The sequence below is a fragment of the Zoogloea dura genome, from assembly GCF_012927165.1.
Taxonomy (GTDB): domain Bacteria; phylum Pseudomonadota; class Gammaproteobacteria; order Burkholderiales; family Rhodocyclaceae; genus Zoogloea; species Zoogloea dura.
The window spans coordinates 1-21,596 of record NZ_JABBGA010000039.1 but is presented as its reverse complement, the minus strand read 5'-3'; the positions used below and the strand labels follow the sequence as shown (position 1 = coordinate 21,596).

Genomic DNA, 21,596 nt, shown 5'->3' with positions numbered 1-21,596 from the left:
TGTGAATAAAATTCGCAAAGGCGACGAAGTCGCCGTCCTTACGGGCAAGGACAAGGGTAAGCGCGGCACCGTTCTGCGTGTTCTGGAAGGCACTCTCGTGGTTGAAGGTATCAACCGCGTTAAGAAGCATGTCCGTCCGAATCCGATGAAGGGTGAAGTCGGCGGTATCGTCGAAAAGGAAATGCCGATTCAGGCTTCCAACGTGGCGCTGTTCAATGCGGCCACCCAGAAGGCTGATCGCGTTGGCTTCAAGGTTCTTGAGGATGGCCGCAAGGTTCGCGTCTTCAAGTCCAATGGCGAAGTAGTGGATGCGTAAGGGGTAGTCATGGCGCGCCTGCAAGAATTCTATAAAGAGACCGTTGCGCCTGAGCTTCTTACGAAGTTCGGCTACAAGTCGGTCATGGAAGTGCCCCGCATCACCAAGATCACCCTGAATATGGGTGTGGGTGAGGCTGTGGGTGACAAGAAGGTCCTGGATTACGCTGTTGGCGATCTGCAGAAGATTGCCGGTCAGAAGCCTGTGACCACCAAGGCTAAGAAGTCGATTGCCGGCTTCAAGATCCGTGATGGCTATCCGATCGGCTGCATGGTGACCCTGCGTGGTCCTCGCATGTATGAGTTCCTCGATCGCCTGGTCACCATCGCGATGCCGCGTATCCGTGACTTCCGTGGTATTGCCGGTAAGGGCTTTGATGGCCGCGGCAATTACAACCTGGGTGTCAAGGAGCAGATTATTTTCCCGGAAATCGAGTACGACAAGATCGATGCTCTGCGCGGGATGAATATCAGCATCACGACGACTGCGAAGTCGGATGACGAGGCGCGCGCTCTGCTCGCCGCGTTCAAGTTCCCTTTCAAGAACTGAGGGTGTTATGGCGAAACTGTCCCTGATCAATCGCGAAGAGAAGCGCGCTAAAACGGTTGCCAAGTTCGCGGCCAAGCGTGCTGCTCTGTTCGAGCAGATCAACAACGCCAAGCTGTCGGATGAAGAGCGCATGATCGCGCGTCTGAAGCTGCAGCAACTGCCGCGCAATGCCAGCCCGAGTCGTCAGCGTAACCGCTGTGAGCAGACTGGTCGCCCGCGTGGTGTTTTCCGTAAATTCGGTCTGTGTCGTAACAAGCTGCGTGAAGTTGCCTTCCGCGGCGAAGTGCCCGGCATGACCAAGGCAAGCTGGTAAGGGGTCGAAGATATGAGCATGTCTGATCCGATCGCCGATATGCTGACGCGTATTCGTAACGCGCAGCAGGCGCAAAAGAGCTCTGTCGTGATGCCCTCTTCCAAGCTGAAGGTTGCCATCGCCAAGGTGCTCAAAAGCGAAGGCTACATCGACGATTTCGCTGTCACCGAGAATTCCGGCAAGGCCGAGCTCGCGCTGTCCCTCAAGTACTACGCCGGTCGTCCGGTCATCGAGCGCATCGAGCGCGTCAGCCGTCCCGGCCTGCGCGTGTACAAGGGTAGCGACGATCTGCCTCGCGTGATGAATGGCTTGGGTGTGGCGATTGTGTCCACCCCCAAGGGTGTCATGACCGATCGCGCTGCGCGCGCTGCCCGTGCCGGCGGCGAAGTGCTGTGCATCGTGGCTTAAGGGAGAGAATCACATGTCCCGTGTAGCCAAGAATCCGGTAGTTCTGCCCGCTGGCGTGGATGTGACGGTCGGTGCTGGTCAGGTAGTGGTCAAGGGGCCCCTGGGCTCCCTGGTGCTGCCCCTGCATCCTTCCGTCAAGGTCGAGCGCCAGGGCGATGCCGTGCAGTGCTCCGCCATTGAGGGCGCTGTCAATAGCAAGGCCATGTCCGGCACCGTGCGTGCTCTGGTGAACAACATGGTGACCGGCGTTTCCAAGGGTTTCGAGCGCAAGCTCACCCTGGTTGGCGTGGGTTATCGTGCTCAGGCCCAGGGCGACAAGCTGAACCTGTCTCTCGGTTTCTCCCATCCGGTGGTGCATATGATGCCCGCTGGTATCAAGGTCGAAACCCCGACTCAGACCGAAATCGTCATCAAGGGTGTCGACAAGCAGGCTGTCGGCAAGGTAGCTGCTGAAGTTCGCGCGTACCGCGCGCCGGAACCCTATAAGGGCAAGGGCGTTCGTTACTCCGACGAAGTGGTGTCCTTGAAAGAAACCAAGAAGAAGTAAGGGCGGATCATGATCACCAAGAAGGAAACGCGTTTGCGCCGGTCACGGAAAACCCGTGCCAAGATTGCGGAAATGAAGGCAGTCCGTCTGTCCGTGTTCCGTTCCAATACCCACATCTACGCGCAGATCATCGCCGGTTGTGGTTCCAAGGTTCTGGCTGCAGCTTCGACCGTCGAGGCCGACGTGCGCGCCCAGGTGTCCAACGGCGGCAACAAGGCTGCCGCAGTGGTGGTGGGCAAGCTGATTGCCGAGCGCGCAAAGGCCGCCGGCATTGAAGCCGTCGCATTTGATCGCGCCGGTTTCCAGTACCACGGCCGCGTTAAGGCGCTTGCCGATGCCGCCCGCGAAGGCGGGTTGAAGTTCTAAGCGAGGTTTAGCATGGCTAAGCAGCAAGGTAACAAGAAACCGCAGGCCTCCGAGGAGCGCGACGACGGCCTGCGCGAAAAGATGGTCTCCATCAACCGCGTGACCAAGGTTGTGAAGGGTGGCCGGATTCTCGGCTTCGCCGCTCTGACCGTGGTCGGTGATGGTGATGGCAGCGTTGGCATGGGCAAGGGTAAGTCCCGCGAAGTGCCGGTGGCTGTGCAGAAGGCTATGGAAGAGGCTCGTCGCAAGATGGCCAAGGTGTCCCTGAAGAACGGCACGCTGCATCACTCCGTGATCGGTAAGCACGGCGCGTCTTCCGTGCTGATGCAGCCGGCTCCCCAGGGTACCGGGATCATTGCGGGCGGTGCGATGCGTGCTGTGTTCGAAGTGATGGGTGTCACCGACATCATCGCCAAGTCCATCGGCTCCACCAATCCGTACAACGTGGTTCGTGCCACGCTTAACGGCCTCCTGGCTACCAACGCTCCTTCCGTTATTGCCGCTAAGCGCGGTAAGACGGTCGAAGAGATTCTGGGGTAAGTCATGTCCGAAAAGAAACTGAAGGTCACGCTCGTCAAGAGCGTCATCGGTACGAAGCAGCCCCATCGTGCAACTGTGCGCGGACTTGGGCTTCGCCGTCTCCACCAAACGGTGGAGCTGCAGGATACCCCTGCTGTGCGAGGCATGATCACCAAGGTCGCCTACCTCGTTAAGTGGGAGGCCTAAATGCGCCTGAACGCCATTAAACCTGCAGCGGGTGCCAAGCACGCTGCCAAGCGAGTTGGTCGTGGTATCGGTAGCGGTCTGGGCAAGACTGCCGGCCGCGGTCACAAGGGTCAGAAGTCCCGTACCGGTGGTTTCCACAAGGTCGGCTTCGAGGGCGGTCAGATGCCCATGCAGCGTCGTCTGCCGAAGCGTGGCTTCGTATCGTTGACCCGTGCCCGCATCGGTGAAGTTCGCCTGTCCGAGCTCGAAGCTCTGCCGGTTGATCAGATCGATCTGCTCGTGTTGCAACAGGCCGGTATCGTGGCTGCTGACGCGCTTGCCGCCAAAGTGGTTCTGTCCGGTGCGATCACTCGCAAGATCAGCCTGCGTGGTGTTGCTGCCACCAAGGGTGCCAAGGCTGCCATTGAGGCTGCCGGTGGTTCGGTCGAGTCCGCCGAGTAAGGTTCAGCGTGGCAAATCAACAGTCTGCGCTGGCTGCTCCGGGTAAGTTCGGGGATCTCAAGCGTCGCTTGATGTTCCTGCTGGGCGCGCTGATCGTTTATCGTATCGGCGCGCACATCCCGGTGCCCGGAATCGATCCCGTAGCACTGGCTGAGTTGTTCAGCAGCCAGAAGGGCGGGATCCTTGGGGTGTTCAACCTCTTCTCCGGTGGGGCGTTGTCGCGTTTCACTCTTTTTGCATTGGGGATCATGCCGTACATCTCGGCGTCGATCATCATGCAGCTCCTCACGGTTGCTTCGCCGCAGCTGGAGGCGTTGAAGAAGGAGGGTGAGGCAGGGCGGCGCAAGATCACGCAGTTTACTCGCTACGGCACGCTTGCTCTGGCGCTGTTCCAGGGGCTTGGTATTGCCATTGCGCTGGAGTCCCAGCAGGGTCTGGTTCTCGAGCCGGGGTTGATGTTCCGCTTCGTTACGGTTTCCACGCTGGTAACCGGCACGATGTTCCTGATGTGGCTGGGTGAGCAGATCACCGAGCGCGGACTGGGCAACGGGATCTCGATCATCATCTTTGCGGGTATTGCAGCTGGTCTGCCGAATTCGCTGGGTGGCTTGTTCGAGCTGGTTCGTACCGGTGCAATGCATCCCTTCACGGCTTTGGTTATCTGCATCCTCGTGGTTGCGGTAACTGCGGTGGTTGTATTCGTGGAGAAGGGGCAGCGCAAGATTCTGGTGAATTACGCCAAGCGTCAGGTAGGCAACAAGATCTACGGTGGTCAGAGTTCGCATCTGCCTCTCAAGTTGAACATGGCGGGTGTGATTCCTCCGATCTTTGCTTCGAGCATCATTCTTTTTCCGGCAACCCTGGCCCAGTGGTTCGGATCGTCGGAAAGCATGACCTGGCTCAAGGATCTCGGATCCACGCTGGCCCCTGGTCAGCCGATCTACGTGATCCTGTATGCGGCTGCGATCGTGTTCTTCTGCTTTTTCTACACGGCGCTCGTCTTCAATTCGAAGGAGACGGCGGATAACCTGAAGAAGAGCGGAGCGTTCGTTCCCGGTATTCGGCCTGGTGACCAGACGGCACGTTACATCGACAAGATTCTCATGCGGCTTACGCTGGCCGGTGCGGTGTACATCACCCTGGTCTGTTTGCTGCCTGAGTTTCTGATCCTCAAGTGGAATGTACCGTTCTACTTTGGTGGGACGTCCTTGTTGATCATCGTGGTGGTGACGATGGACTTCATGTCCCAGGTTCAGGCCTACATCATGTCCCACCAGTACGAGAGCCTGTTGAAGAAGGCTAACTTCAAGGGCTCGCGGGTGCCGCTCAAATAGTCTTATGTCGAAGGAAGATTACATCGAGATGCAGGGTGAGGTTCTCGAAAACCTCCCCAATGCCACCTTCAAGGTCAAACTTGAAAATGGTCATGTGGTCTTGGGCCACATCTCCGGAAAGATGCGCATGCATTACATCCGTATTCTTCCCGGCGACAAGGTGACAGTTCAGCTGACGCCGTACGATTTGAGCAGGGCCCGGATCGTTTTCCGAGCGAAATAACAGATACGTAGTTAGGAGCAAGAAATGAGAGTTCAAGCATCGGTCAAGCGGCTTTGCAGAAATTGCAAGATTGTCCGTCGCAAAGGTGTCGTGCGTGTGATCTGTACGGATCCGCGTCACAAGCAGCGTCAGGGTTGATGCGGTCACCCGCATTCTTTATAATTTAATGTTTAGCATTTTGGGGTGAACGCATGGCCCGCATTGCAGGGGTAAACATTCCCAACCACAAGCATACGGAAATCGCTCTTACCGCGATCTTCGGTATTGGTCGCACTCGTGCGCAACAGATCTGTGATGCGGCCAATGTTGCCCGCTCCACCAAGATCAAGGATCTTACTGAGTCCGACATGGAACGGCTTCGTGATGAAGTCGCGAAGTTCACCGTCGAAGGTGACCTCCGCCGTGAAGTGACGATGTGTATCAAGCGCCTCATGGATCTGGGGTGCTATCGCGGGGTGCGCCATCGTCGTGGTCTGCCCCTTCGTGGCCAGCGCACGCGTACCAATGCCCGTACCCGCAAGGGTCCGCGCAAGGCGATCGCCGGCAAGAAGTAATAGGGATAAGACATGGCAAAGACTGCTGCGAAGGTTCGCAAGAAGATCAAAAAGAACGTGGCTGAGGGCATCGCCCACGTCCACGCTTCTTTCAACAACACGATCATCACGATCACCGATCGCCAGGGCAACGCGCTGTCGTGGGCTACTTCCGGCGGCGCCGGCTTCAAGGGCTCCCGCAAGAGCACCCCGTTTGCTGCCCAGGTCGCTGCTGAAGCGGCCGGCAAGGTGGCTGTCGAGTGTGGCATCAAGAACCTGGAAGTCCGCGTGAAGGGCCCCGGCCCCGGCCGCGAATCCAGTGTTCGTGCGCTCAATGCGCTGGGTATCAAGATCACCACGATCACCGATATCACGCCGATCCCGCACAACGGCTGCCGTCCGCCGAAGAAGCGTCGTATCTGACAAGGAGTTGAATAGTGGCTCGTAATCTCGACCCCAAGTGCCGTCAGTGCCGACGCGAGGGTGAAAAGCTCTTCCTGAAGGGCGAAAAGTGCTTTACCGACAAGTGCGCCATTGAGCGTCGTTCCTACGCTCCCGGCCAGCACGGTCAAAAGTCCGGCCAGCGCCTTTCCGGCTACGGCGTGCAACTGCGTGAAAAGCAGAAGATCCGTCGTCTGTACGGCATCCTCGAGCGTCAGTTCCGCAAGACCTACGCCGAAGCTGATCGCCGCAAGGGTCAGACCGGTGAGAACCTGCTTCAGCTGCTGGAAGGCCGTCTGGATGCAGTGGCCTACCGTATGGGTTTCGGTGCTTCCCGCGCGGAAGCCCGTCAGGTGGTGCGCCACAACGGCGTGCTGGTGAACGGCAAGCGGGTGAATATTCCCTCTTACACCGTTCGTCCTGGCGATGAGATCCAGCTGACCGACGGTGCTCGCAACCAGCTGCGCGTCAAGGCTTCCCTGGAAGCTGCCGACTCCCGCGGTTTTCCGGAATGGCTCGCGATGGACGTCAAGGCTGGCAAGGGCACGTTCAAGGCCTACCCGCAACGTGCGGAGCTGCCTGCGACCCTGAACGAAGGTCTGGTCGTCGAACTGTATTCGCGTTAATGGCGGTCGCGCCTCTTAAGGCGCGACTCTAGAGAAGGATTGTCGATGCAAAGTAATGCTCTGCTGAAACCGCGCATCATCGAGGTGCAGAATGTTTCGCCGGTGCACGCTCGTGTGACGATGGAGCCGTTTGAACGCGGCTTCGGTCACACCTTGGGCAACGCGCTCCGTCGCATTCTGCTGTCCTCGTTGCCGGGCTACGCACCGACCGAAGTTTCGATCGAGGGCGTACTGCACGAGTACTCCACGCTGGACGGTGTTCGGGAGGATGTGGTTGATCTTCTTTTGAACCTGAAGGGCGTTGTTCTCAAGCTGCATGGTCGGAACGAAGCGACGCTGTCCCTGACGAAGTCTGGCGAAGGCGTCGTCACTGCTGCAGACATCGAGCTCTCGCACGATGTCGAGGTGATCAATCCGGATCACGTACTGGCGCACCTCGCGCCGGGCGGCAAGCTGGATCTGCAGATCAAGGTCGAGCAAGGCCGTGGCTACGTTCCTGGTAACCAGCGTCCGGCTGCGGGCGAATCCAAGACCATCGGTCGCATCGTCCTCGATGCCTCCTTCAGTCCGGTTCGTCGTGTCAGCTACATGGTTGAGAGCGCTCGCGTCGAGCAGCGTACCGACCTGGATCGCCTGGTCCTCGACATCGAGACCAACGGTGCTGTTGATCCCGAAGAGGCTGTCCGTTTCGCCGCCCGTGTGCTGATGGATCAGCTCTCGGTGTTCGCCGATCTGGAAGGTACTCCGACCGCGATCGAAGCGCCGAAGGCTCCTGCCATCGACCCGATCCTGCTGCGCCCGGTGGATGATCTCGAACTGACCGTTCGCTCCGCGAACTGCCTCAAGGCTGAGAACATCTACTACATCGGTGATCTGATCCAGCGCACCGAAACCGAACTGCTTAAAACGCCGAACCTTGGTCGCAAGTCTCTGAACGAGATCAAGGAAGTCCTGGCCTCCCGCGGCCTGACGCTCGGCATGAAACTTGAAAACTGGCCGCCGGCCGGGCTGGAAAAGCTCGGTTGAGCGTAACGAAGAAGAGGTAATTCCAAATGCGTCACCGTAACGGTCTTCGCAAGCTCAACCGCACCAGCAGCCACCGTCAGGCTATGCTGCGCAACATGGCGAACTCCCTGCTGCGTCACGAGGTCATCAAGACCACCGTGCCGAAGGCCAAGGAACTGCGCAAGGTTGTTGAGCCTCTGATCACCCTCGGCAAGAAGCCGAGCCTGGCCAACCGCCGCCTCGCTTTCGATCGTCTGCGTGATCGTGAGATCGTCGTCAAGATCTTCGACGAACTGGGCCCGCGTTTCGCGACCCGCAACGGCGGTTACCTGCGTATCCTGAAGTGTGGTTTCCGGGATGGCGACAACGCCCCGATGGCGTTCGTTGAGCTGCTGGATCGTCCGGATGGCGAAGTTGCTGCTCCGGAAGCGGAACAGGCTGCTGCCTAAGCAATACCAATCTGCACCTGTCTGCAGATGCACAAAAAGCCGGCGAAAGCCGGCTTTTGTGTTTTTGGGGAGTGTTGGGTATCCGTGGCTCGGACTTTGCTTTTCAAGCTTACCTGCAAGCTTGGTCCCCGCTGCGATGACTATCCATCCCCCCTCCGCCAACCGCGCTGTCGCATCACCGGCCATGGCGGTCCTGCTGGCGCGCTTTTCACTGCAGCGGCTGCCCAAGGGCTATCTGGTCGCCACTCCCCACGCCCGGGATGACCGGATTCTCTTCCTGAGGGAAGGTCAGATGCGCGTCTACGTGGCAAACGACGACAAGGAGTTGACCTTGTCCTATCTGGCTGCCGGAGAGATGTTCAGTACCCATACCCGGGCCTATCTGAGCTGTGAGCAGGATTGCGAGCTGCTCTCGATGCCGACCCGCGAGTTCGCCCGCAATCTGTCTGATACGCCGGGCCTGCTCGGGCTGGTGATGCCGGTGCTAGGGCGTCTTCTCGATAGCAGCATTGCGCTTATTGAGGACCTGGCCTTTCGGGATGTAGCGGGCCGTCTCGCCCGCTTTCTGTTGAGCATGGCCCGTCGGCATGGGCGGGCGGACGAGGGGGCGGAGGCATTTACCCTGGATCTGCCGGTGGGGGAGATTGCACTGCTGCTGGGGAGTACGCGCCAGACGGTGTCCGGCCTGCTTCAGCGCCTGGAGCGGGAAGGCGTTATTGCGCGGCCCGGGCGGCGCGAATTGCGTCTGCTGCGCCCGGAGGTGCTGCGGGCCTGGCAGGAGGGCGCCTGAAGGGGGCGGCGGTGAGGGTCGGAGGACTGTCGGCTAGCCGACAGTCCGGACGGGAAGTGCCCTCTAGAATCGGCGGCATCTCAACCGATTCAGGAGTTTTCCATGAGCTGCACCTGCCGCAAGTCTGCCGATCCCCTGCTGGGCGACCCGGATCGCTATGTCAGTTTCATCGGCCTCGATTGTGATGCAAGGGCCGCCCATCTGATGCAGCGGGTTCGCCACTATATTGACGACCCCCGGCACAGCAACGCGTTCTGGGAGTATTTCAAGAAGAAGGCCGCAGGGGCGAATGGGCCGCGCCTGGACGATCTGCTGCTGATCCATTGCCACCTTGGGCAGATCAGGGAGCTCTTCGAGGATCTGGATGACGCGGAGGGCCTGGCGCTGGTGGATGGCATCGAGAAGGAATGCTGCTAGTACCGTGGTTGATGCGCCACCGAAGATGGGCGGTGCGTGACGCCAGAGATCAAAAGGCCCTTCGACAGGAATGCCGAAGGGCCTTTCTTTATGGGTCCTGCCTGGCGAGGCCAGGCGGGGATCAACCGACGATCATTCCGGCGCCCACCGTGTTGTTGGTGGATTCGTCGATGATGATGAAGGCGCCCGTTGCGCGGGAGGTCTCGTAGTTGTCGGCGAAGATCGGTTGGGCCAGCTTCAGGCTCAGCCGGGCGATGTCGTTCATCGCCAGGGTGTTTGCCGGCTCATTCTCCAGGGAGTTGATGTCCACGCGATGCGCGATGACGGCGACCTTGGCCTTGACCTCACGGGTGGTGTGGCGCAGCCAGTAGGTGCGGGCCGGCGAGAGGGGCGTCTCGGACAGCCAGCAGACAACGGCGTCGATCTGCTTGGTCTGGGCCGGCAGCTCGTCGCTATTGACGATCATGTCGCCGCGGGAGATGTCGATCTCGTCCTCGAGCAGCAGGGTGACGGACTGCTCGTGGATGGCCTTGTCGAGCGAGGCGCCGTAGAGCTGGATGTCCTTGACCTTGGTGGTGAGGCCGTTGGGCAGCACGGTGACGCTGTCGCCGACCTTGATCTCCCCGGCTTCGACGCGCCCCATGAAGCCCCGGTAATCGTGCAGCTCGGGGTTGTCGGAGGCCTGCGGGCGACAGACGTATTGCACAGGGAAGCGGAAGCTCTCGGCCTGCTCGGTGTGGGCGGCGGGCGCGCTTTCGAGAATGTCGATCAGGGTGGGGCCGTCGTACCAGTCGAGGCGTTCGCCGCGGTCGACGATCATGTCGCCGTTCAGCGCCGACAGCGGGATGAAGCGCACGTCGGCAAGGCCGATCTGTTCGGCGAAAGCCTTGTAGTCGGCGACGATCTGGTTGTAGGTGGCCTGGTCGTAATCCACCAGGTCCATCTTGTTCACGGCAACCAGCAGATGCGGAATGCCGACCAGCTTGGCGAGGTAGCTGTGGCGGCGGGTCTGGGTCAACACGCCCTTGCGCGCATCGATCAGGATGATCGCCAGGTTGGCCGTGGAGGCCGCGGTGAACATGTTGCGGGTGTACTGCTCGTGGCCCGGCGCGTCGGCGATGATGTACTTGCGAGTGCCGGTGGAGAAGTAGCGGTAGGCCACATCGATGGTGATGCCCTGCTCGCGCTCGGCCTGCAGGCCGTCGGTCAGCAAGGACAGATCCACGGCGGTCAGGCCGCGCTTGTTCGAGGTGCGCTCGATGGCCGTCAGGGTGTCGGCGAGGATGGCCTTGGTGTCGAACAGCAGGCGGCCGATCAGGGTGCTCTTGCCGTCATCGACGGAGCCGCAGGTCAGGAAGCGCAGCAGGCCCCGGTCCTCTACTTGATGGGCGCTCATTTAGAAGTAACCCTCTTTCTTGCGTTGTTCCATGGAGGCGTCGCTGGTCTGGTCGTCCAGACGGGTGGCGCCGCGCTCGGTGATGGTGGTGGTGGCAGTTTCCAGCACGATCTTCTCGACGGTGTCGGCATCCGACTGGACCGGAGCGGTGCAGGAGATATCACCGACAGTGCGGAAGCGCACCTGCAGGTCGATGATCTCTTCGCCGGCCTTGGGCAGGTTGGTCAGCTCGCCGTTGGTCAGGGGGACATTCACGGGCACGATGGCGCCCTGGCGCATCACCACCGGACGGGTGTGGGCGAAGTAAATGGAGGGCAGCTCGAGGCCTTCGCGCTCGATGTACTGCCACACGTCCATCTCGGTCCAGTTGCTGATCGGGAAAGCGCGGATGTTCTCACCCTTGTGGCTGCGGGCGTTGTAGAGGTTCCACAGCTCGGGGCGCTGGTTCTTCGGGTCCCATTGGCCGAACTCGTCGCGGAAGCTCATGATCCGCTCCTTGGCGCGGGCCTTCTCCTCGTCCCGGCGGGCGCCGCCGATACAGGCATCGAAGCCGAACTCCTCGATGGATTCGAGCAGGGTCACGGACTGGTGCTTGTTGCGGGATTCGTTCTCGTGCTTGAGGACGACCGTGCCGCGTTTCATGGAGTCTTCGACCGAGCGCACGATCAGGCGCTCGCCCAGCTCGGCGGCGCGCTTGTCGCGGAACTCGACGACTTCCTTGTAGTTGTGGCCGGTGTCGATGTGCATCAGCGGGAAGGGAAACTTGCCGGGGCGGAAGGCCTTCTCTGCGAGGCGCAGCATGCAGATGGAGTCCTTGCCGCCAGAGAACAGCAACACCGGGTTGCTGCACTGGCCTGCCACTTCACGCATGATGTGGATGGCTTCGGATTCGAGCCAGTCCAGGTGGCTCAGGGTTTGTTTGGTCAGCGTCGACATGGCTTTACTCAATGGGTGATTCTTGGGCACGCATTACTTCTTGACGTGCAGGCCGCATTCCTTGGATTCCGGATTCTCCCACCACCAGCGGCCCGCGCGCACATCCTCGCCGATCGAGACCGGGCGGGTGCAGGGGGCGCAGCCGATGCTGGGGTAGAACTTGTCGTGCAGGGCGTTGTAGGGCACCTGGTTGAGGCGGATGTAGGCCCACACTTCCTTTTCGGTCCAGTCGGCCAGCGGGTTGAACTTGATCAGGCCATTGCCCTGGTCGAATTCGCGCTTGGGCAGGTCGGTGCGGGTAGTGGATTGCTGGGCCCGCAGGCCGGTGATCCAGGCCTGCTTGCCGGCCAGGGCGCGGCCCAGGGGCTCGACCTTGCGGGCGTGGCAGCAGGCCTTGCGCAGCTCGACGCTGTCGTAGAAGGCGTTGATGCCGTGCTCGCGGGTGAAAGCCTCGATGGCTTCATGCTGCGGGTAGAAGAACTTCAGCTTGAGGCCGTAGTGCTGCTGCACCTTGGCCATCAGGTCGTAGGTCTCGACGGGCAGGCGGCCGGTGTCGAGGGAGAAGATTTCGATCGGCAGCTTGTTCGTGGCGATGACGTCGGTGAGGACCATGTCCTCGGCGCCGAGGCTATTGGCCATGGTGATGGCCGGCAGCTCGGCCGCCCAGGCGGCCAGGTCGGCCTTCAGGGCCGCGACCTTGGCTTCCAGGCTGGCGCGCAGGGTGGGATCGTCGAGCTTGGGATTCTGGTTCGGATGCATGGGGGTTTCCCTCAGGCGGCGCGCCGGGCGCGACGGAACAGGGGCTCGGGCTGGTCGACGGCGGCCTGGTAAGGCGTGGAGAAGTCCTTCAGGCTGGCCAGGGCTTCTTCGAGCTGGGCGTCGCTGTACTTGCCGGTCTTCGGCTGGATCACATCAAAGCCGCAGCGCTGCATGAAGAAGAACTGGTCGCGCAGCACGTCACCGATCGCGCGGATCTCCCCCTTGAAGCCGTAGCGGGTGCGCAGCAGGGCGGCGCCGGAATAGGCGCGGCCGTCGGTGAACTTGGGGAAGTTGAGCGCCACGGCGGACAGGCTGTCGAGGTCCTCGGCCAGATCGTCGACGCTCTCGTGGCTCTCCAGCCACACGCCGACGGCCTTGTTGTCGGACAGCACACCCTTGTGGGCCTGCCATACGGCGAGGGGCACGAACACCTGGCCCTCGGGCAGGCTGAGGGCTTCGGGCGCCTGGGTTTCGTCGAGAACCAGGATCTGGGCGGCGTCGTCGATCACGCTGCCGTTCTTGATGAGCTTAGGCATGCTGTTTCCTTTCGATGATGGCGGCGTCGCCATACACGCCGATCTTGAACGGGTCGAGGCCGATGCGGCGGACGGTTTCGATGAAACGCTCGCCCTCGAGGCGCTGGGCCCGGTACACGTCGATGATGTTGGTGATGACGTCCGGCATTTCGGCGGCGGCGAAGGAGCGGCCGATCACCTTGCCGATGCTCGTGTCGTTACCCTGGCTGCCACCGAGGCTGACCTGGTACCACTCGGAGCCGTTCTTGTCGACGCCGAGGATGCCGATGTGGCCCACGTGGTGATGGCCGCAGGAATTCATGCAACCGGAGATGTTGAGCTCGAGCTCACCGATGTCGTAGAGGTAGTCCAGGTCGTCAAAGCGGGCCTGGATGGCATTGGCGATGGGGATCGACTTGGCGTTGGCCAGGGCGCAGAAGTCGCCCCCCGGGCAGCAGATCATGTCGGTCAGCAGGCCGAAGGTGGGCGTGGCCAGGCCGGCGGCGCGGGCCTTTTCCCAGACCGCGAAGAGGTCGGACTGCTTCACGTCGGCGAGCACCAGGTTCTGTTCGTGGGTGGCCCGCACTTCGCCGAAGCTGTAGGCGTCGGCCCACTCGGCAACCAGGTCGAGCTGCGCATCGGTGATGTCGCCCGGGGCCCGGCTGGGGTCCTTGAGGGACAGCACCACCACGGCGTAGCCGGGCACCTTGTGAGCCAGCACATTGCGGCGGGCCCAGGCAGCAAAGGCCGGGTTGGCGGCACGCTGGCTGGCGTAGGCGGCGTCGTCGGCCGGCTGCGTCTCGTAGGCCGGGGTCGTGAAGTGGGTGGCCACGCGGGCGACTTCGGCCTCGGTCAGGGTGTTCGGGCCGCCCTTGCCAAAGGCCCATTCCTCTTCCACCTGACGCTTGAACTCGGCAATGCCCAGCGCCTTTACGAGGATCTTGATGCGGGCCTTGTAGAGATTGTCGCGGCGGCCATAGCGGTTGTAGACCCGCAGGATGGCTTCGCAGTACGTGATGATGTGCTGCCAGGGCACGAAGTCGGTGATCTCGGCGCCGATGATCGGGGTGCGGCCCATGCCGCCACCGACCAGCACGCGGAAGCCGATCTCGCCGGCGGCGTCACGCTTGAGCTCGAGGCCGATGTCGTGGCACTGGATCACCGCGCGGTCCTGGGTGGCGCCATTCACGGCGATCTTGAACTTGCGCGGCAGGAAGGCAAATTCGGGATGGAAGGTGCTCCACTGGCGCAGCACCTCGCACCACGGCCGCGGGTCGATGTACTCGTCGCCGGCGACACCTGCGAAGGGGTCCGAGGTGATGTTGCGGATGCACGCACCGGAAGTCTGGATGGCATGCATCTCGACCTTGGCCAGCTCGGCCAGGATCTCCGGCACGACCTTCAGCTCGGGCCAGTTGAACTGAACGTTCTGGCGCGTGGTGATGTGGGCGTAGCCCTTGTCGTGGGTGCGGGCGATGTGCGCCAGGGTACGTACCTGGGTCGAGGAGAGCAGCCCGTAGGGCACGGCGACCCGCAGCATCGGCGCATGGCGCTGGATGTAGAGGCCGTTCTGCAGGCGCAGGGGGCGGAACTCGTCGTCGGTGAGTTCACCGGCCAGGTAGCGGCGGGTCTGGTCGCGGAACTGGGCGACGCGTTCGTCGACGATTTTCTGGTCGTAGGAGTCGTAACGGTACATGGGGATAGTCCTGGTTGTTCTCAGGGGCCGGTCAGGCCGCGATCAGCTTGCTGCCCACCAAGACCAGCATGGTTGCCAGAATCGGACGCAGCACCCGGTCGGGGACCCGGGTGGAAATATGGGAGCCCAGCCAGATGCCCGGCAGCGAGCCGATCAGCAGGCTGCCGAGCAGCGACCAGTCGACGCTGCCCAGGAACCAGTGGCCGATACCGGCCACCAGGGTCAGGGGCACGGCGTGGGCGATGTCACTGCCGACGATGCGCAGGGTGGGCAGGCGGGGATACAGGAAGAACAGGGCGCTGACCCCCAGGGCGCCGGCGCCCACGGAGGAGATCGACACCAGCACCCCCAGCACGGCGCCGGTGATGACGGTGAGGATCGCGGTACGCCGGGGGTTCTCCTGCCCGCTGCTGTGCCGGAGGGCAAAGTCCTGGATGTGCTTGCGGAAGATGATCGCCACTGCGGTGAGCAGCAGCGCAACCCCCAGGGAGACCTTGATCAGGCTGGTGGCGCCGCCGATGCCGCCTGGTGCGAACCAGGCCAGGGCCAGCAGGGTCAGTGCCGCGGCCGGGATGCTGCCACTCGCCAGACGCCGCGTGACCTGCCAGTCCACCGTGCCCTTCATCCCGTGTGCCAGTGTGCCGCCAGCCTTGGTGACAGCCGCATAGAGCAGGTCGGTGCCGACGGCGACCGAAGGGTTGATGCCGAACATCAGGACGAGCAGAGGCGTCATCAGCGAACCTCCTCCCACTCCGGTGAGGCCGACGATGGCGCCGACAGAAAAACCTGCAATTGTGTAAGCAATACTCATGATCTACCCAGACTCCTTGTGCATTGCATCGTAAAGCCTGTTGTTAGAGCCAAGAAGGAGTTTTAGGTTAGACTGTTAGAAGAAATAGTTATAAACATTGATCTGCAAGCCGGAGGCATCGATGAACATCCAGCAACTGCGGTATGTCTTCGAGGTGGCACGGCATCGCCTCAATGTGTCCGAGGCGGCAGAGGCGCTGTTTACGTCCCAGCCCGGGGTGTCCAAGCAGATTCGCCTGCTCGAGGAAGAACTGGGCGTCGAGATCTTTGTGCGTCACGGCAAGCGCCTGGTGGGGATCACCGATCCCGGCCGTCAGGTGCTCGGCATCGCGGGGCGCATTTTGCAGGAAGTGGACAATCTGCGCGAGGTCGGCGCGGAGTTCAGCAATGAAGCCACCGGCAGCCTGTCGATCGCCTTCACCCACACCCAGGCCCGTTATGCGCTGCCGAAGGTGGTGCAGGCCTTCATGGCGCGCTATCCCAATGTGCGTCTGTCCTTCCACCAGGGCAATCCGAGGCAGGTCTGCGAGTACGTGCTGTCGGGCGAGGCGGACATCGCCATCGCCACCGAAGCCATCGCGGAGCACGAAGACATCGTGATGCTGCCCTGCTACCAGTGGAACCGCTGCATCATCGCGCCCCTGCGCCACCCCATCCTGACCGAGCAGCCGCTGACCCTCGAGGCCATCGCCCGCTATCCGGTGGTCACCTACGACTTTGCCTTCACCGGGCGCAACCGCATCAACGAAGCCTTCACCGGGCGGGGGCTCAAGCCCAACGTGGTGTTGACTGCCATCGACTCCGACGTGATCAAGACCTATGTGGCCATGGGGCTGGGCGTCGGCATCGTCGCCCGGATGGCCTTCGACCCCGGGACCGACCGGGATCTGGGCATGGTCGATGCGGCGCATCTGTTCGCGTCCAGCACGACCCGCATCGGCCTGCGTCGCAATGCCTGGCTGCGGGGGTATGTATATGCCTTCATCGAGCTGTTCGCGCCGCAATTGACGCGCCGGGTCATCGAGGCCGCGCTGGCCGGAGGCGGGGAAGACCCCGGCCTGTGACGGCGGCCAAAACAAAAGAGCCCGGTTGCCCGGGCTCCTTCGTCAGTGCCTGCCGTGCTGCTCAGTTCTTTTTGTTGCGACGGGTGTTCCAGGCCAGGGCGCCCAGGCCCAGGGACAGCAGGGCCAGCGGTGCGGGCTCGGGAACCTTGACCGGCGTCGTCACCGGGGCGATCCAGGCGCTTTCGCCGCCACCGTTGAGGTAAGCCATTTCCCAGGTCACCTGCATGGTGTCGTATCCACCGCTCTGGATGGCTGCGTCGAGTTCCGGACTGTTGACCATGAACGCCGCGGTGTCGTTGCCCAGGTTGGTGTTCACGTACTGGCTGCTGCCGAAAGTGCAGACGCCGCTGCTGTTGGGAAAGCCGACAAACTGGGTGCCCACCACGCAGATGCCTGCATGCACGTAAATCCACGGACCGTAGTCGTAGTTGGCCTGATCAGTGAAGTCGGTGTCGGTGCCGGTCGTGGGGGGCAGGGGGCTGTCCAGGGGGCTGTCGCCGGTGGTGGGCTGACCGCCCAGGTAGAAGGTCTGGCTGGCACCGCCACCGTCCTTGATCAGGGTGACTTTGCCCCAGATCAGCAGGTCGGTGTTGAGCAGGCCGCTGTTGCTGCCGGTTTCATTGAACGAGAAGAAGAAGACGACGGGGGTGCCGTTGAGCGACTTCAGGGTGTTGACCCGGATGTCCCAGCTGTCTTCGGAGTCGCCGGTGAATTCATTGGCGCCCGAGCCGCCGCCGTTGGCCACCTTCGGGTCGGCCACGCCGCCGGGGTTGGAGGTGATGGTGGAGAAGGTGCTGGCCGTGTTGTTGGACGGCGTCGCATAGGTTCCGTCCACGAAACCCTGCAGGTTGCCCGCGCCTTCCTGGCCGTTGTTCTGCCCGATGATCGTGTACGGGGCGATCTGGCCGGGGGAGGCCGGCAGGTCATAGCCCCCTGTCGGCTTCTGCAGATCAAGCAGGGCCAACGAGAACACATTGAAATCGTTGGCTCGCAGGCAGTTGGACGTCAGGTTGGTGCCGCAGTTGGCGGTGGGCAGTTCCACGGCGCTGGCAGCGGCCGGGGCGAGCATCAGCGCGCTGGCGGTGGTCAGGCAGGTCAGGGCTCCCTGGATGGTCTTCTTGGTGTGCCGTCTCATTATCGTTCTCCTCTGGTCTCAGGCGCTGAAACTGAAAAATCGTCTTTCGCGTGTCTTTATGCACGCCTTGTGCCAGTTTTAACAATTTCATGTAAATCGAGGCTGGGCGCGCTTCTGCGGGCGATAGCCATGCTGTTTGATATCCGGAGGAAAGCGAAGGTGTAAATGATGCCGACGCGGCTCATGGTTTGCGCCGGCCTGTGGCCTCCAGGGCCGGTCGTGGTACAGGGCCGGATGTGAAGAGGCCTGATTATTCATGTGCTTGCATTCATATTCCGTTGGATTTGGCTTTGTCTTGCAATTGCAAGGGCTTGGCGAATGCTCTGAACTCATTTTGGGTCTTTGAGGATGATTCCTGCATCGAGCGCCTGGGGGAGGCTGTTTTTGAAAGAGGTGTGACGCGAGATGTAAATAAATCTGACAAACATGCGAAAAGAATCTGTCTTGCCTCCGTTTCTGCCGTTTGTTACCAGATCATTCGCTCGCAGGTTCTTGCCACTGCTTTGTGAGAGACTCGCGGGCTGACGTCGTCGCATTCTTCAATCATGCAATCCCTCACCACCTTCGCCGCGCTGCTGCTGGCCTCCGTGCTGTTCGTGCCCCTGTTCAAGCGCGCCGGTCTGGGAACCGTTCTGGGCTATCTGGCCGTGGGCATGCTGATCGGGCCGTCCGGCATCAAGCTGGTACGGGATCCGGACAACCTCATGCACACCGCCGAGCTCGGGGTCATCATGCTGCTCTTCGTGATCGGCCTCGAACTCAAGCCCTCCCGCCTGTGGGCCCTGCGCCGCTCGGTGTTCGGGCTGGGCGCCGTGCAACTGTTCGGCGTGGCGGTGGCGCTGGCTGGTGCCTGCCGTTATTTCGGGCTGTCGTGGTCTGCCGCGGCGGTGGTGGGGATCATCCTGGCGTTGTCGTCCACTGCCTTCGTGCTGCCGACCCTGGCAGAGCGCCGCGAGCTGTCCACCCGGCATGGCCGGGAGGCCTTTGCGATCCTGCTGTTCCAGGACTTGTCGGTGATTCCCCTGCTGGCCTTGATCCCCCTCTTCGGTACCGGCAAACCCACCGCCTTGACCCACCCGGCGGTGGGGCTTGGTCTGCTGGTGGCCGTTGCGGTGATCGGCCGGCCCCTGCTCGACGCGCTGTTCCGCCATGTGGCCCGCGTCAACAGCCGGGAGATGTTCACCGCGGCGGCGCTGGTCACCGTGCTGGGGCTCGCCCTGCTGATGCAGGCGGGTGGCCTGTCGATGTCCCTGGGCGCCTTCGTCGCAGGGGTGTTGCTGGCCGACTCGGAGTTCCGCCACGAGCTGGAGGCCTCCATCGCGCCCTTCCAGGGCTTGCTGCTCGGCCTGTTCTTCATGGCGGTGGGCATGGCCACCAACCTCGAGCTGCTGGTCAAACAGCCTTTGCAGATCATCGGGCTCACCGCCGGGCTGATCACCGTCAAGTTCATCGTCCTTTACGTCCTGCGCCGTCTCGTTGGCGGGCCGGCCCAGGAGGCGCGGCAGCTCTCCCTGGTGTTGGCGCAGGGCGGCGAGTTCGCCTTCGTGCTGTTCGATGCAGCACAGTCCTTCCGGGTGCTGGGTGAAGTGCAGGCCGACCGCCTGACCCTGGTGGTGGCCCTGTCCATGGCGGTCTCGCCGCTGTTGTTGCTGCTCGGCGACCGGCTCACCCGCATCGCCCGCGACAAGGCGCCGGTGCGCGCCTTTGACGAGATGCCGGATGAGTCCAGCGAGGTGGTGGTGGCCGGTTTTGGCCGGGTCGGCCAGGTCGTCGGCCGCTTGTTGCTGGCGCGGGGGGTGAGCTTCACGGCCCTCGATGCGGACGCCGGGCAGGTCGATACGATGCGGCGCTTCGGTCTCAAGGTCTTCTACGGCGATGCCGCCCACCTGGACCTGCTGTACGCCGCCCAGGTGGACAAGGCGAAGGTGCTGGTGCTGGCCATCGACGACGTGGAGGCCTCGCTGCGCACCGCGGAGCTGGTGCGCCGCCACTTCCCCCATGTGCAGATCGTGGCGCGGGCGCGTAACCGCTTCCATGCGGGGCGGCTGATGGACCTGGGGATAGAGCGGCAGATCCGCGAAACCCTGCCGGCCAGCCTCGAGATGGCGCGATGGACCCTCGAATGCCTGCATGAACCGCCGGCTCTCGCCGAGCAGCTGGTGGCCCGCTTCGCCAAGCACGACTCGGAGGTGCTGGCCCGCCAGCAGGCCATTTCCCACGACGAGGGCAAGCTCATCCAGTCCTCCCTGGAGGCGCGCGAAGAGCTGGCGCAGGTGCTGGAGGAAGCCCGCCTGGCCTTCACCCGCAAGGGCCGTGGAGCCTGAGCCGCGCCGGGCAGCGCTTACAGCTGCGCCAGCCCGTCGATCATCTCCTGCCGGCTCCAGCCGGCCGCCAGGGCCAGCATGAGGGCGATGCGCGCCTTGGCGGGCGGCAGGTCGCCGGCAGTCAGCCAGCCCCGGCCGTCGTCGTCGGCGTTGGCATTGCGGATCACCGGGCCGGCGCAGCGGCTGGCGCGCAGGATGGCCACGCCGGAGGCCTGAGCCCGGGTGAGGGCCGCCTCCCAGGCGGTGGGGACGCTGCCATGGCCGCTGAGGGCCAGCACCAGGCCCCGGGCACCCGCCGCCACGCAGGCGTCGATCAGTTCCGGCGGCGCGCCGGCGTAGCCAGGGAGTACGAAAACATCGGGCAAGGCGTCGACCTGCAACGCGGCAAAGCGCCCGGCAGAGGGAATGGCGCCGGGCTGGCCGGGCAGGCTGTCGAAGGCATCCAGGCCCGAGCTGCGGGCCTTCAGCACCTGGCGGGCGGCGAAGGCCTGCCTGTTCATGCACACCTGCACCCCATGCTGGCCTTGGCCGGGCGTCGCGGCCAGGGCCAGCGCTGCGTGGACGTTGGCCGGGCCGTCGGCGGCGGGATGGTCCGCCGGGCGCATGGCGCCGGTCAGGATCACCGGCTTGCCCAGCGGCAGGGTGAGGTGCAGGAAATAGGCGCTTTCCTCCATCGTGTCGGTGCCGTGGAGGATCACCACGCCGCTCACCCCCGGGTCCCGCAGGGCGCGGCGGGTGGCGGCCAGGAGCACCAGCCAGTCGGCTGGGCGCATGTCCTTGCTGTCGAGGGACAAGACCTGCTCGGCGTCCACAGACAGCCCGTCAAGGCCGGCCATGTGCCCCAGCAGCTGGTCGACAGGCAGGGCCGCAGCCTTGTAGCGCTTGCCGCCGCTGGCGGCATCGGCAGTGCCGGCGATGGTGCCGCCGGTGGCGAGAATACGGATCATGGGGGTGTCAGGACGATTGCAGGGGTTGAATGAAGGATTGCAAGGGCTGTAAGGACGATTGCAGAGGCTGTGGAAGGATTGCAGGCGCTGTCAGGACGATTGCAAGGGCTGAATGAAGGATTGCAGGCGCTGTCAGGACGATTGCAGGGGCTGAATGAAGGATTGCAGGTGCTGTCAGGACGATTGCAGGGCCTGAATGAAGGATTGCAGGTGCTGTCAGGACGATTGCAAGGGCCGCATGAAGGACTGCAGGTGTGAATGAAGGATCTGCAGGGGCGGCTCCCGCCCCCCCTGCAGGCCGGCCTCAATGCTGCAGGATCTTCGCCAGGAACTGCCGCGCGCGTTCGGAGCGCGGGTTGCCGAAGAAGGCGTCCTTGGCGTCGTCCTCGACGATCTGGCCCTTGTCCATGAAGATGACGCGGGAGGCGACCTTCTTGGCGAAGCCCATCTCGTGGGTCACGCACATCATGGTCATGCCCTCCTGGGCGAGCTCGACCATCACATCGAGGACCTCATTGATCATCTCCGGG

At 62.5% G+C, this 21,596-nt stretch carries 30 protein-coding genes and 1 pseudogene; 22 read left to right on the top strand and 9 right to left on the bottom strand.

Features of this window, described 5'->3' with window-relative positions; genetic code table 11:
- The first annotated feature begins 1 nt into the window (after position 1).
- The 19 genes from rplX (at position 2) to cowN (ending at position 9,484) form a co-directional block, all read left to right on the top strand.
- Positions 2-316: a 50S ribosomal protein L24 gene (gene rplX, locus HHL15_RS24445; RefSeq protein WP_169148419.1), complete on the top strand. Its 315-nt coding sequence runs from the start codon at positions 2-4 to the stop codon at positions 314-316.
- 9 nt (positions 317-325) lie between these two features.
- On the top strand, positions 326-865 hold the full coding sequence (gene rplE / locus HHL15_RS24440) for a 50S ribosomal protein L5 (RefSeq protein WP_169148418.1): 540 nt from the start codon (positions 326-328) through the stop codon (positions 863-865).
- Positions 866-872: 7 nt separating this feature from the next.
- Positions 873-1,178: a 30S ribosomal protein S14 gene (rpsN, locus tag HHL15_RS24435; RefSeq protein ID WP_169148417.1), complete on the top strand. Its 306-nt coding sequence runs from the start codon at positions 873-875 to the stop codon at positions 1,176-1,178.
- Between the two features lie 12 nt (positions 1,179-1,190).
- Entirely contained in the window at positions 1,191-1,586 is a 396-nt protein-coding gene (gene rpsH, locus HHL15_RS24430) for a 30S ribosomal protein S8 (protein WP_169148416.1), read from the top strand.
- 13 nt (positions 1,587-1,599) lie between these two features.
- A complete protein-coding gene (rplF, locus tag HHL15_RS24425; protein WP_169148415.1) occupies positions 1,600-2,133 on the top strand; it encodes a 50S ribosomal protein L6 in 534 nt (177 codons plus the stop codon).
- A 12-nt stretch (positions 2,134-2,145) separates the two neighbouring features.
- Positions 2,146-2,499 (top strand): 50S ribosomal protein L18, encoded by a 354-nt coding sequence (gene rplR / locus HHL15_RS24420; protein ID WP_169148429.1) that lies wholly within the window; start codon positions 2,146-2,148, stop codon positions 2,497-2,499.
- 12 nt (positions 2,500-2,511) lie between these two features.
- On the top strand, positions 2,512-3,039 hold the full coding sequence (rpsE, locus tag HHL15_RS24415; RefSeq protein WP_169148414.1) for a 30S ribosomal protein S5: 528 nt from the start codon (positions 2,512-2,514) through the stop codon (positions 3,037-3,039).
- 3 nt (positions 3,040-3,042) lie between these two features.
- A complete protein-coding gene (gene rpmD, locus HHL15_RS24410; protein WP_169148413.1) occupies positions 3,043-3,225 on the top strand; it encodes a 50S ribosomal protein L30 in 183 nt (60 codons plus the stop codon).
- Positions 3,226-3,666 carry a 50S ribosomal protein L15 gene (rplO, locus tag HHL15_RS24405; protein ID WP_169148412.1) on the top strand — a complete coding sequence of 147 codons (441 nt, stop codon included), beginning with the start codon at positions 3,226-3,228 and terminating at the stop codon, positions 3,664-3,666.
- A 71-nt stretch (positions 3,667-3,737) separates the two neighbouring features.
- Positions 3,738-5,000 carry a preprotein translocase subunit SecY gene (secY, locus tag HHL15_RS24400; RefSeq protein ID WP_235943655.1) on the top strand — a complete coding sequence of 421 codons (1,263 nt, stop codon included), beginning with the start codon at positions 3,738-3,740 and terminating at the stop codon, positions 4,998-5,000.
- A gap of 4 nt (positions 5,001-5,004) precedes the next feature.
- Positions 5,005-5,223, top strand: coding sequence for a translation initiation factor IF-1 (gene infA, locus HHL15_RS24395; RefSeq protein WP_169148410.1), 219 nt, complete (start codon positions 5,005-5,007; stop codon positions 5,221-5,223).
- Between the two features lie 24 nt (positions 5,224-5,247).
- On the top strand, positions 5,248-5,361 hold the full coding sequence (gene rpmJ, locus HHL15_RS24390; protein ID WP_079432668.1) for a 50S ribosomal protein L36: 114 nt from the start codon (positions 5,248-5,250) through the stop codon (positions 5,359-5,361).
- Positions 5,362-5,414: 53 nt separating this feature from the next.
- The gene (gene rpsM, locus HHL15_RS24385) at positions 5,415-5,777 is read left to right on the top strand and encodes a 30S ribosomal protein S13 (RefSeq protein ID WP_169148409.1); all 363 of its coding nucleotides are present in this window, start codon (positions 5,415-5,417) and stop codon (positions 5,775-5,777) included.
- Positions 5,778-5,789: 12 nt separating this feature from the next.
- Positions 5,790-6,179 carry a 30S ribosomal protein S11 gene (gene rpsK / locus HHL15_RS24380; protein WP_141354281.1) on the top strand — a complete coding sequence of 130 codons (390 nt, stop codon included), beginning with the start codon at positions 5,790-5,792 and terminating at the stop codon, positions 6,177-6,179.
- A gap of 14 nt (positions 6,180-6,193) precedes the next feature.
- On the top strand, positions 6,194-6,823 hold the full coding sequence (rpsD, locus tag HHL15_RS24375) for a 30S ribosomal protein S4 (protein ID WP_169148408.1): 630 nt from the start codon (positions 6,194-6,196) through the stop codon (positions 6,821-6,823).
- A gap of 45 nt (positions 6,824-6,868) precedes the next feature.
- Positions 6,869-7,849, top strand: a complete 981-nt coding sequence (locus tag HHL15_RS24370; protein WP_169148407.1) for a DNA-directed RNA polymerase subunit alpha — start codon at positions 6,869-6,871, stop codon at positions 7,847-7,849.
- Positions 7,850-7,875: 26 nt separating this feature from the next.
- Complete coding sequence (rplQ, locus tag HHL15_RS24365) at positions 7,876-8,277, top strand: 50S ribosomal protein L17 (RefSeq protein ID WP_169148406.1); 402 nt, start codon at positions 7,876-7,878, stop codon at positions 8,275-8,277.
- A 136-nt stretch (positions 8,278-8,413) separates the two neighbouring features.
- The gene (locus HHL15_RS24360) at positions 8,414-9,067 is read left to right on the top strand and encodes a Crp/Fnr family transcriptional regulator (protein ID WP_169148405.1); all 654 of its coding nucleotides are present in this window, start codon (positions 8,414-8,416) and stop codon (positions 9,065-9,067) included.
- Positions 9,068-9,169: 102 nt separating this feature from the next.
- Positions 9,170-9,484 (top strand): N(2)-fixation sustaining protein CowN, encoded by a 315-nt coding sequence (gene cowN, locus HHL15_RS24355; protein WP_169148404.1) that lies wholly within the window; start codon positions 9,170-9,172, stop codon positions 9,482-9,484.
- Positions 9,485-9,605: 121 nt separating this feature from the next.
- On the opposite strand, the gene cysN is transcribed toward cowN, so the two are convergent.
- From cysN to HHL15_RS24325, 6 genes are read right to left on the bottom strand one after another with little or no spacing between them, the layout of a single operon-like run.
- The gene (gene cysN, locus HHL15_RS24350) at positions 9,606-10,880 is read right to left on the bottom strand and encodes a sulfate adenylyltransferase subunit CysN (RefSeq protein ID WP_169148403.1); all 1,275 of its coding nucleotides are present in this window, start codon (positions 10,878-10,880) and stop codon (positions 9,606-9,608) included.
- On the bottom strand, positions 10,881-11,816 hold the full coding sequence (cysD, locus tag HHL15_RS24345; RefSeq protein WP_169148402.1) for a sulfate adenylyltransferase subunit CysD: 936 nt from the start codon (positions 11,814-11,816) through the stop codon (positions 10,881-10,883). It abuts the gene before it with no gap.
- Between the two features lie 33 nt (positions 11,817-11,849).
- The gene (locus HHL15_RS24340; RefSeq protein ID WP_169148401.1) at positions 11,850-12,575 is read right to left on the bottom strand and encodes a phosphoadenylyl-sulfate reductase; all 726 of its coding nucleotides are present in this window, start codon (positions 12,573-12,575) and stop codon (positions 11,850-11,852) included.
- A gap of 11 nt (positions 12,576-12,586) precedes the next feature.
- Complete coding sequence (locus HHL15_RS24335) at positions 12,587-13,111, bottom strand: DUF934 domain-containing protein (protein ID WP_169148400.1); 525 nt, start codon at positions 13,109-13,111, stop codon at positions 12,587-12,589.
- Complete coding sequence (locus HHL15_RS24330) at positions 13,104-14,786, bottom strand: nitrite/sulfite reductase (protein WP_169148399.1); 1,683 nt, start codon at positions 14,784-14,786, stop codon at positions 13,104-13,106. Before HHL15_RS24330 ends, HHL15_RS24335 begins: the two co-directional genes overlap by 8 nt.
- A 31-nt stretch (positions 14,787-14,817) precedes the next feature.
- Positions 14,818-15,597, bottom strand: a complete 780-nt coding sequence (locus HHL15_RS24325) for a sulfite exporter TauE/SafE family protein (RefSeq protein ID WP_169148398.1) — start codon at positions 15,595-15,597, stop codon at positions 14,818-14,820.
- Between the two features lie 121 nt (positions 15,598-15,718).
- On the opposite strand from HHL15_RS24325, the gene cysB reads away from it, so the two are divergent.
- Complete coding sequence (cysB, locus tag HHL15_RS24320; protein ID WP_169148397.1) at positions 15,719-16,660, top strand: HTH-type transcriptional regulator CysB; 942 nt, start codon at positions 15,719-15,721, stop codon at positions 16,658-16,660.
- Positions 16,661-16,721: 61 nt separating this feature from the next.
- Here cysB and HHL15_RS24315 read toward each other — a convergent pair whose 3' ends face one another.
- Positions 16,722-17,795 (bottom strand): PEP-CTERM sorting domain-containing protein, encoded by a 1,074-nt coding sequence (locus HHL15_RS24315; protein ID WP_169148396.1) that lies wholly within the window; start codon positions 17,793-17,795, stop codon positions 16,722-16,724.
- Between the two features lie 545 nt (positions 17,796-18,340).
- On the opposite strand from HHL15_RS24315, the gene HHL15_RS24310 reads away from it, so the two are divergent.
- Positions 18,341-20,119 (top strand): monovalent cation:proton antiporter-2 (CPA2) family protein, encoded by a 1,779-nt coding sequence (locus tag HHL15_RS24310; protein WP_169148395.1) that lies wholly within the window; start codon positions 18,341-18,343, stop codon positions 20,117-20,119.
- Between the two features lie 17 nt (positions 20,120-20,136).
- Here HHL15_RS24310 and HHL15_RS24305 read toward each other — a convergent pair whose 3' ends face one another.
- The gene (locus HHL15_RS24305; protein ID WP_169148394.1) at positions 20,137-21,066 is read right to left on the bottom strand and encodes an asparaginase; all 930 of its coding nucleotides are present in this window, start codon (positions 21,064-21,066) and stop codon (positions 20,137-20,139) included.
- Positions 21,067-21,135: 69 nt separating this feature from the next.
- On the opposite strand from HHL15_RS24305, the gene HHL15_RS24300 reads away from it, so the two are divergent.
- Complete coding sequence (locus HHL15_RS24300; RefSeq protein ID WP_169148393.1) at positions 21,136-21,324, top strand: hypothetical protein; 189 nt, start codon at positions 21,136-21,138, stop codon at positions 21,322-21,324.
- A 46-nt stretch (positions 21,325-21,370) separates the two neighbouring features.
- Here HHL15_RS24300 and HHL15_RS24295 read toward each other — a convergent pair.
- Positions 21,371-21,596 (bottom strand): annotated as a pseudogene (locus HHL15_RS24295) (amino acid ABC transporter ATP-binding protein); the annotation flags it as partial.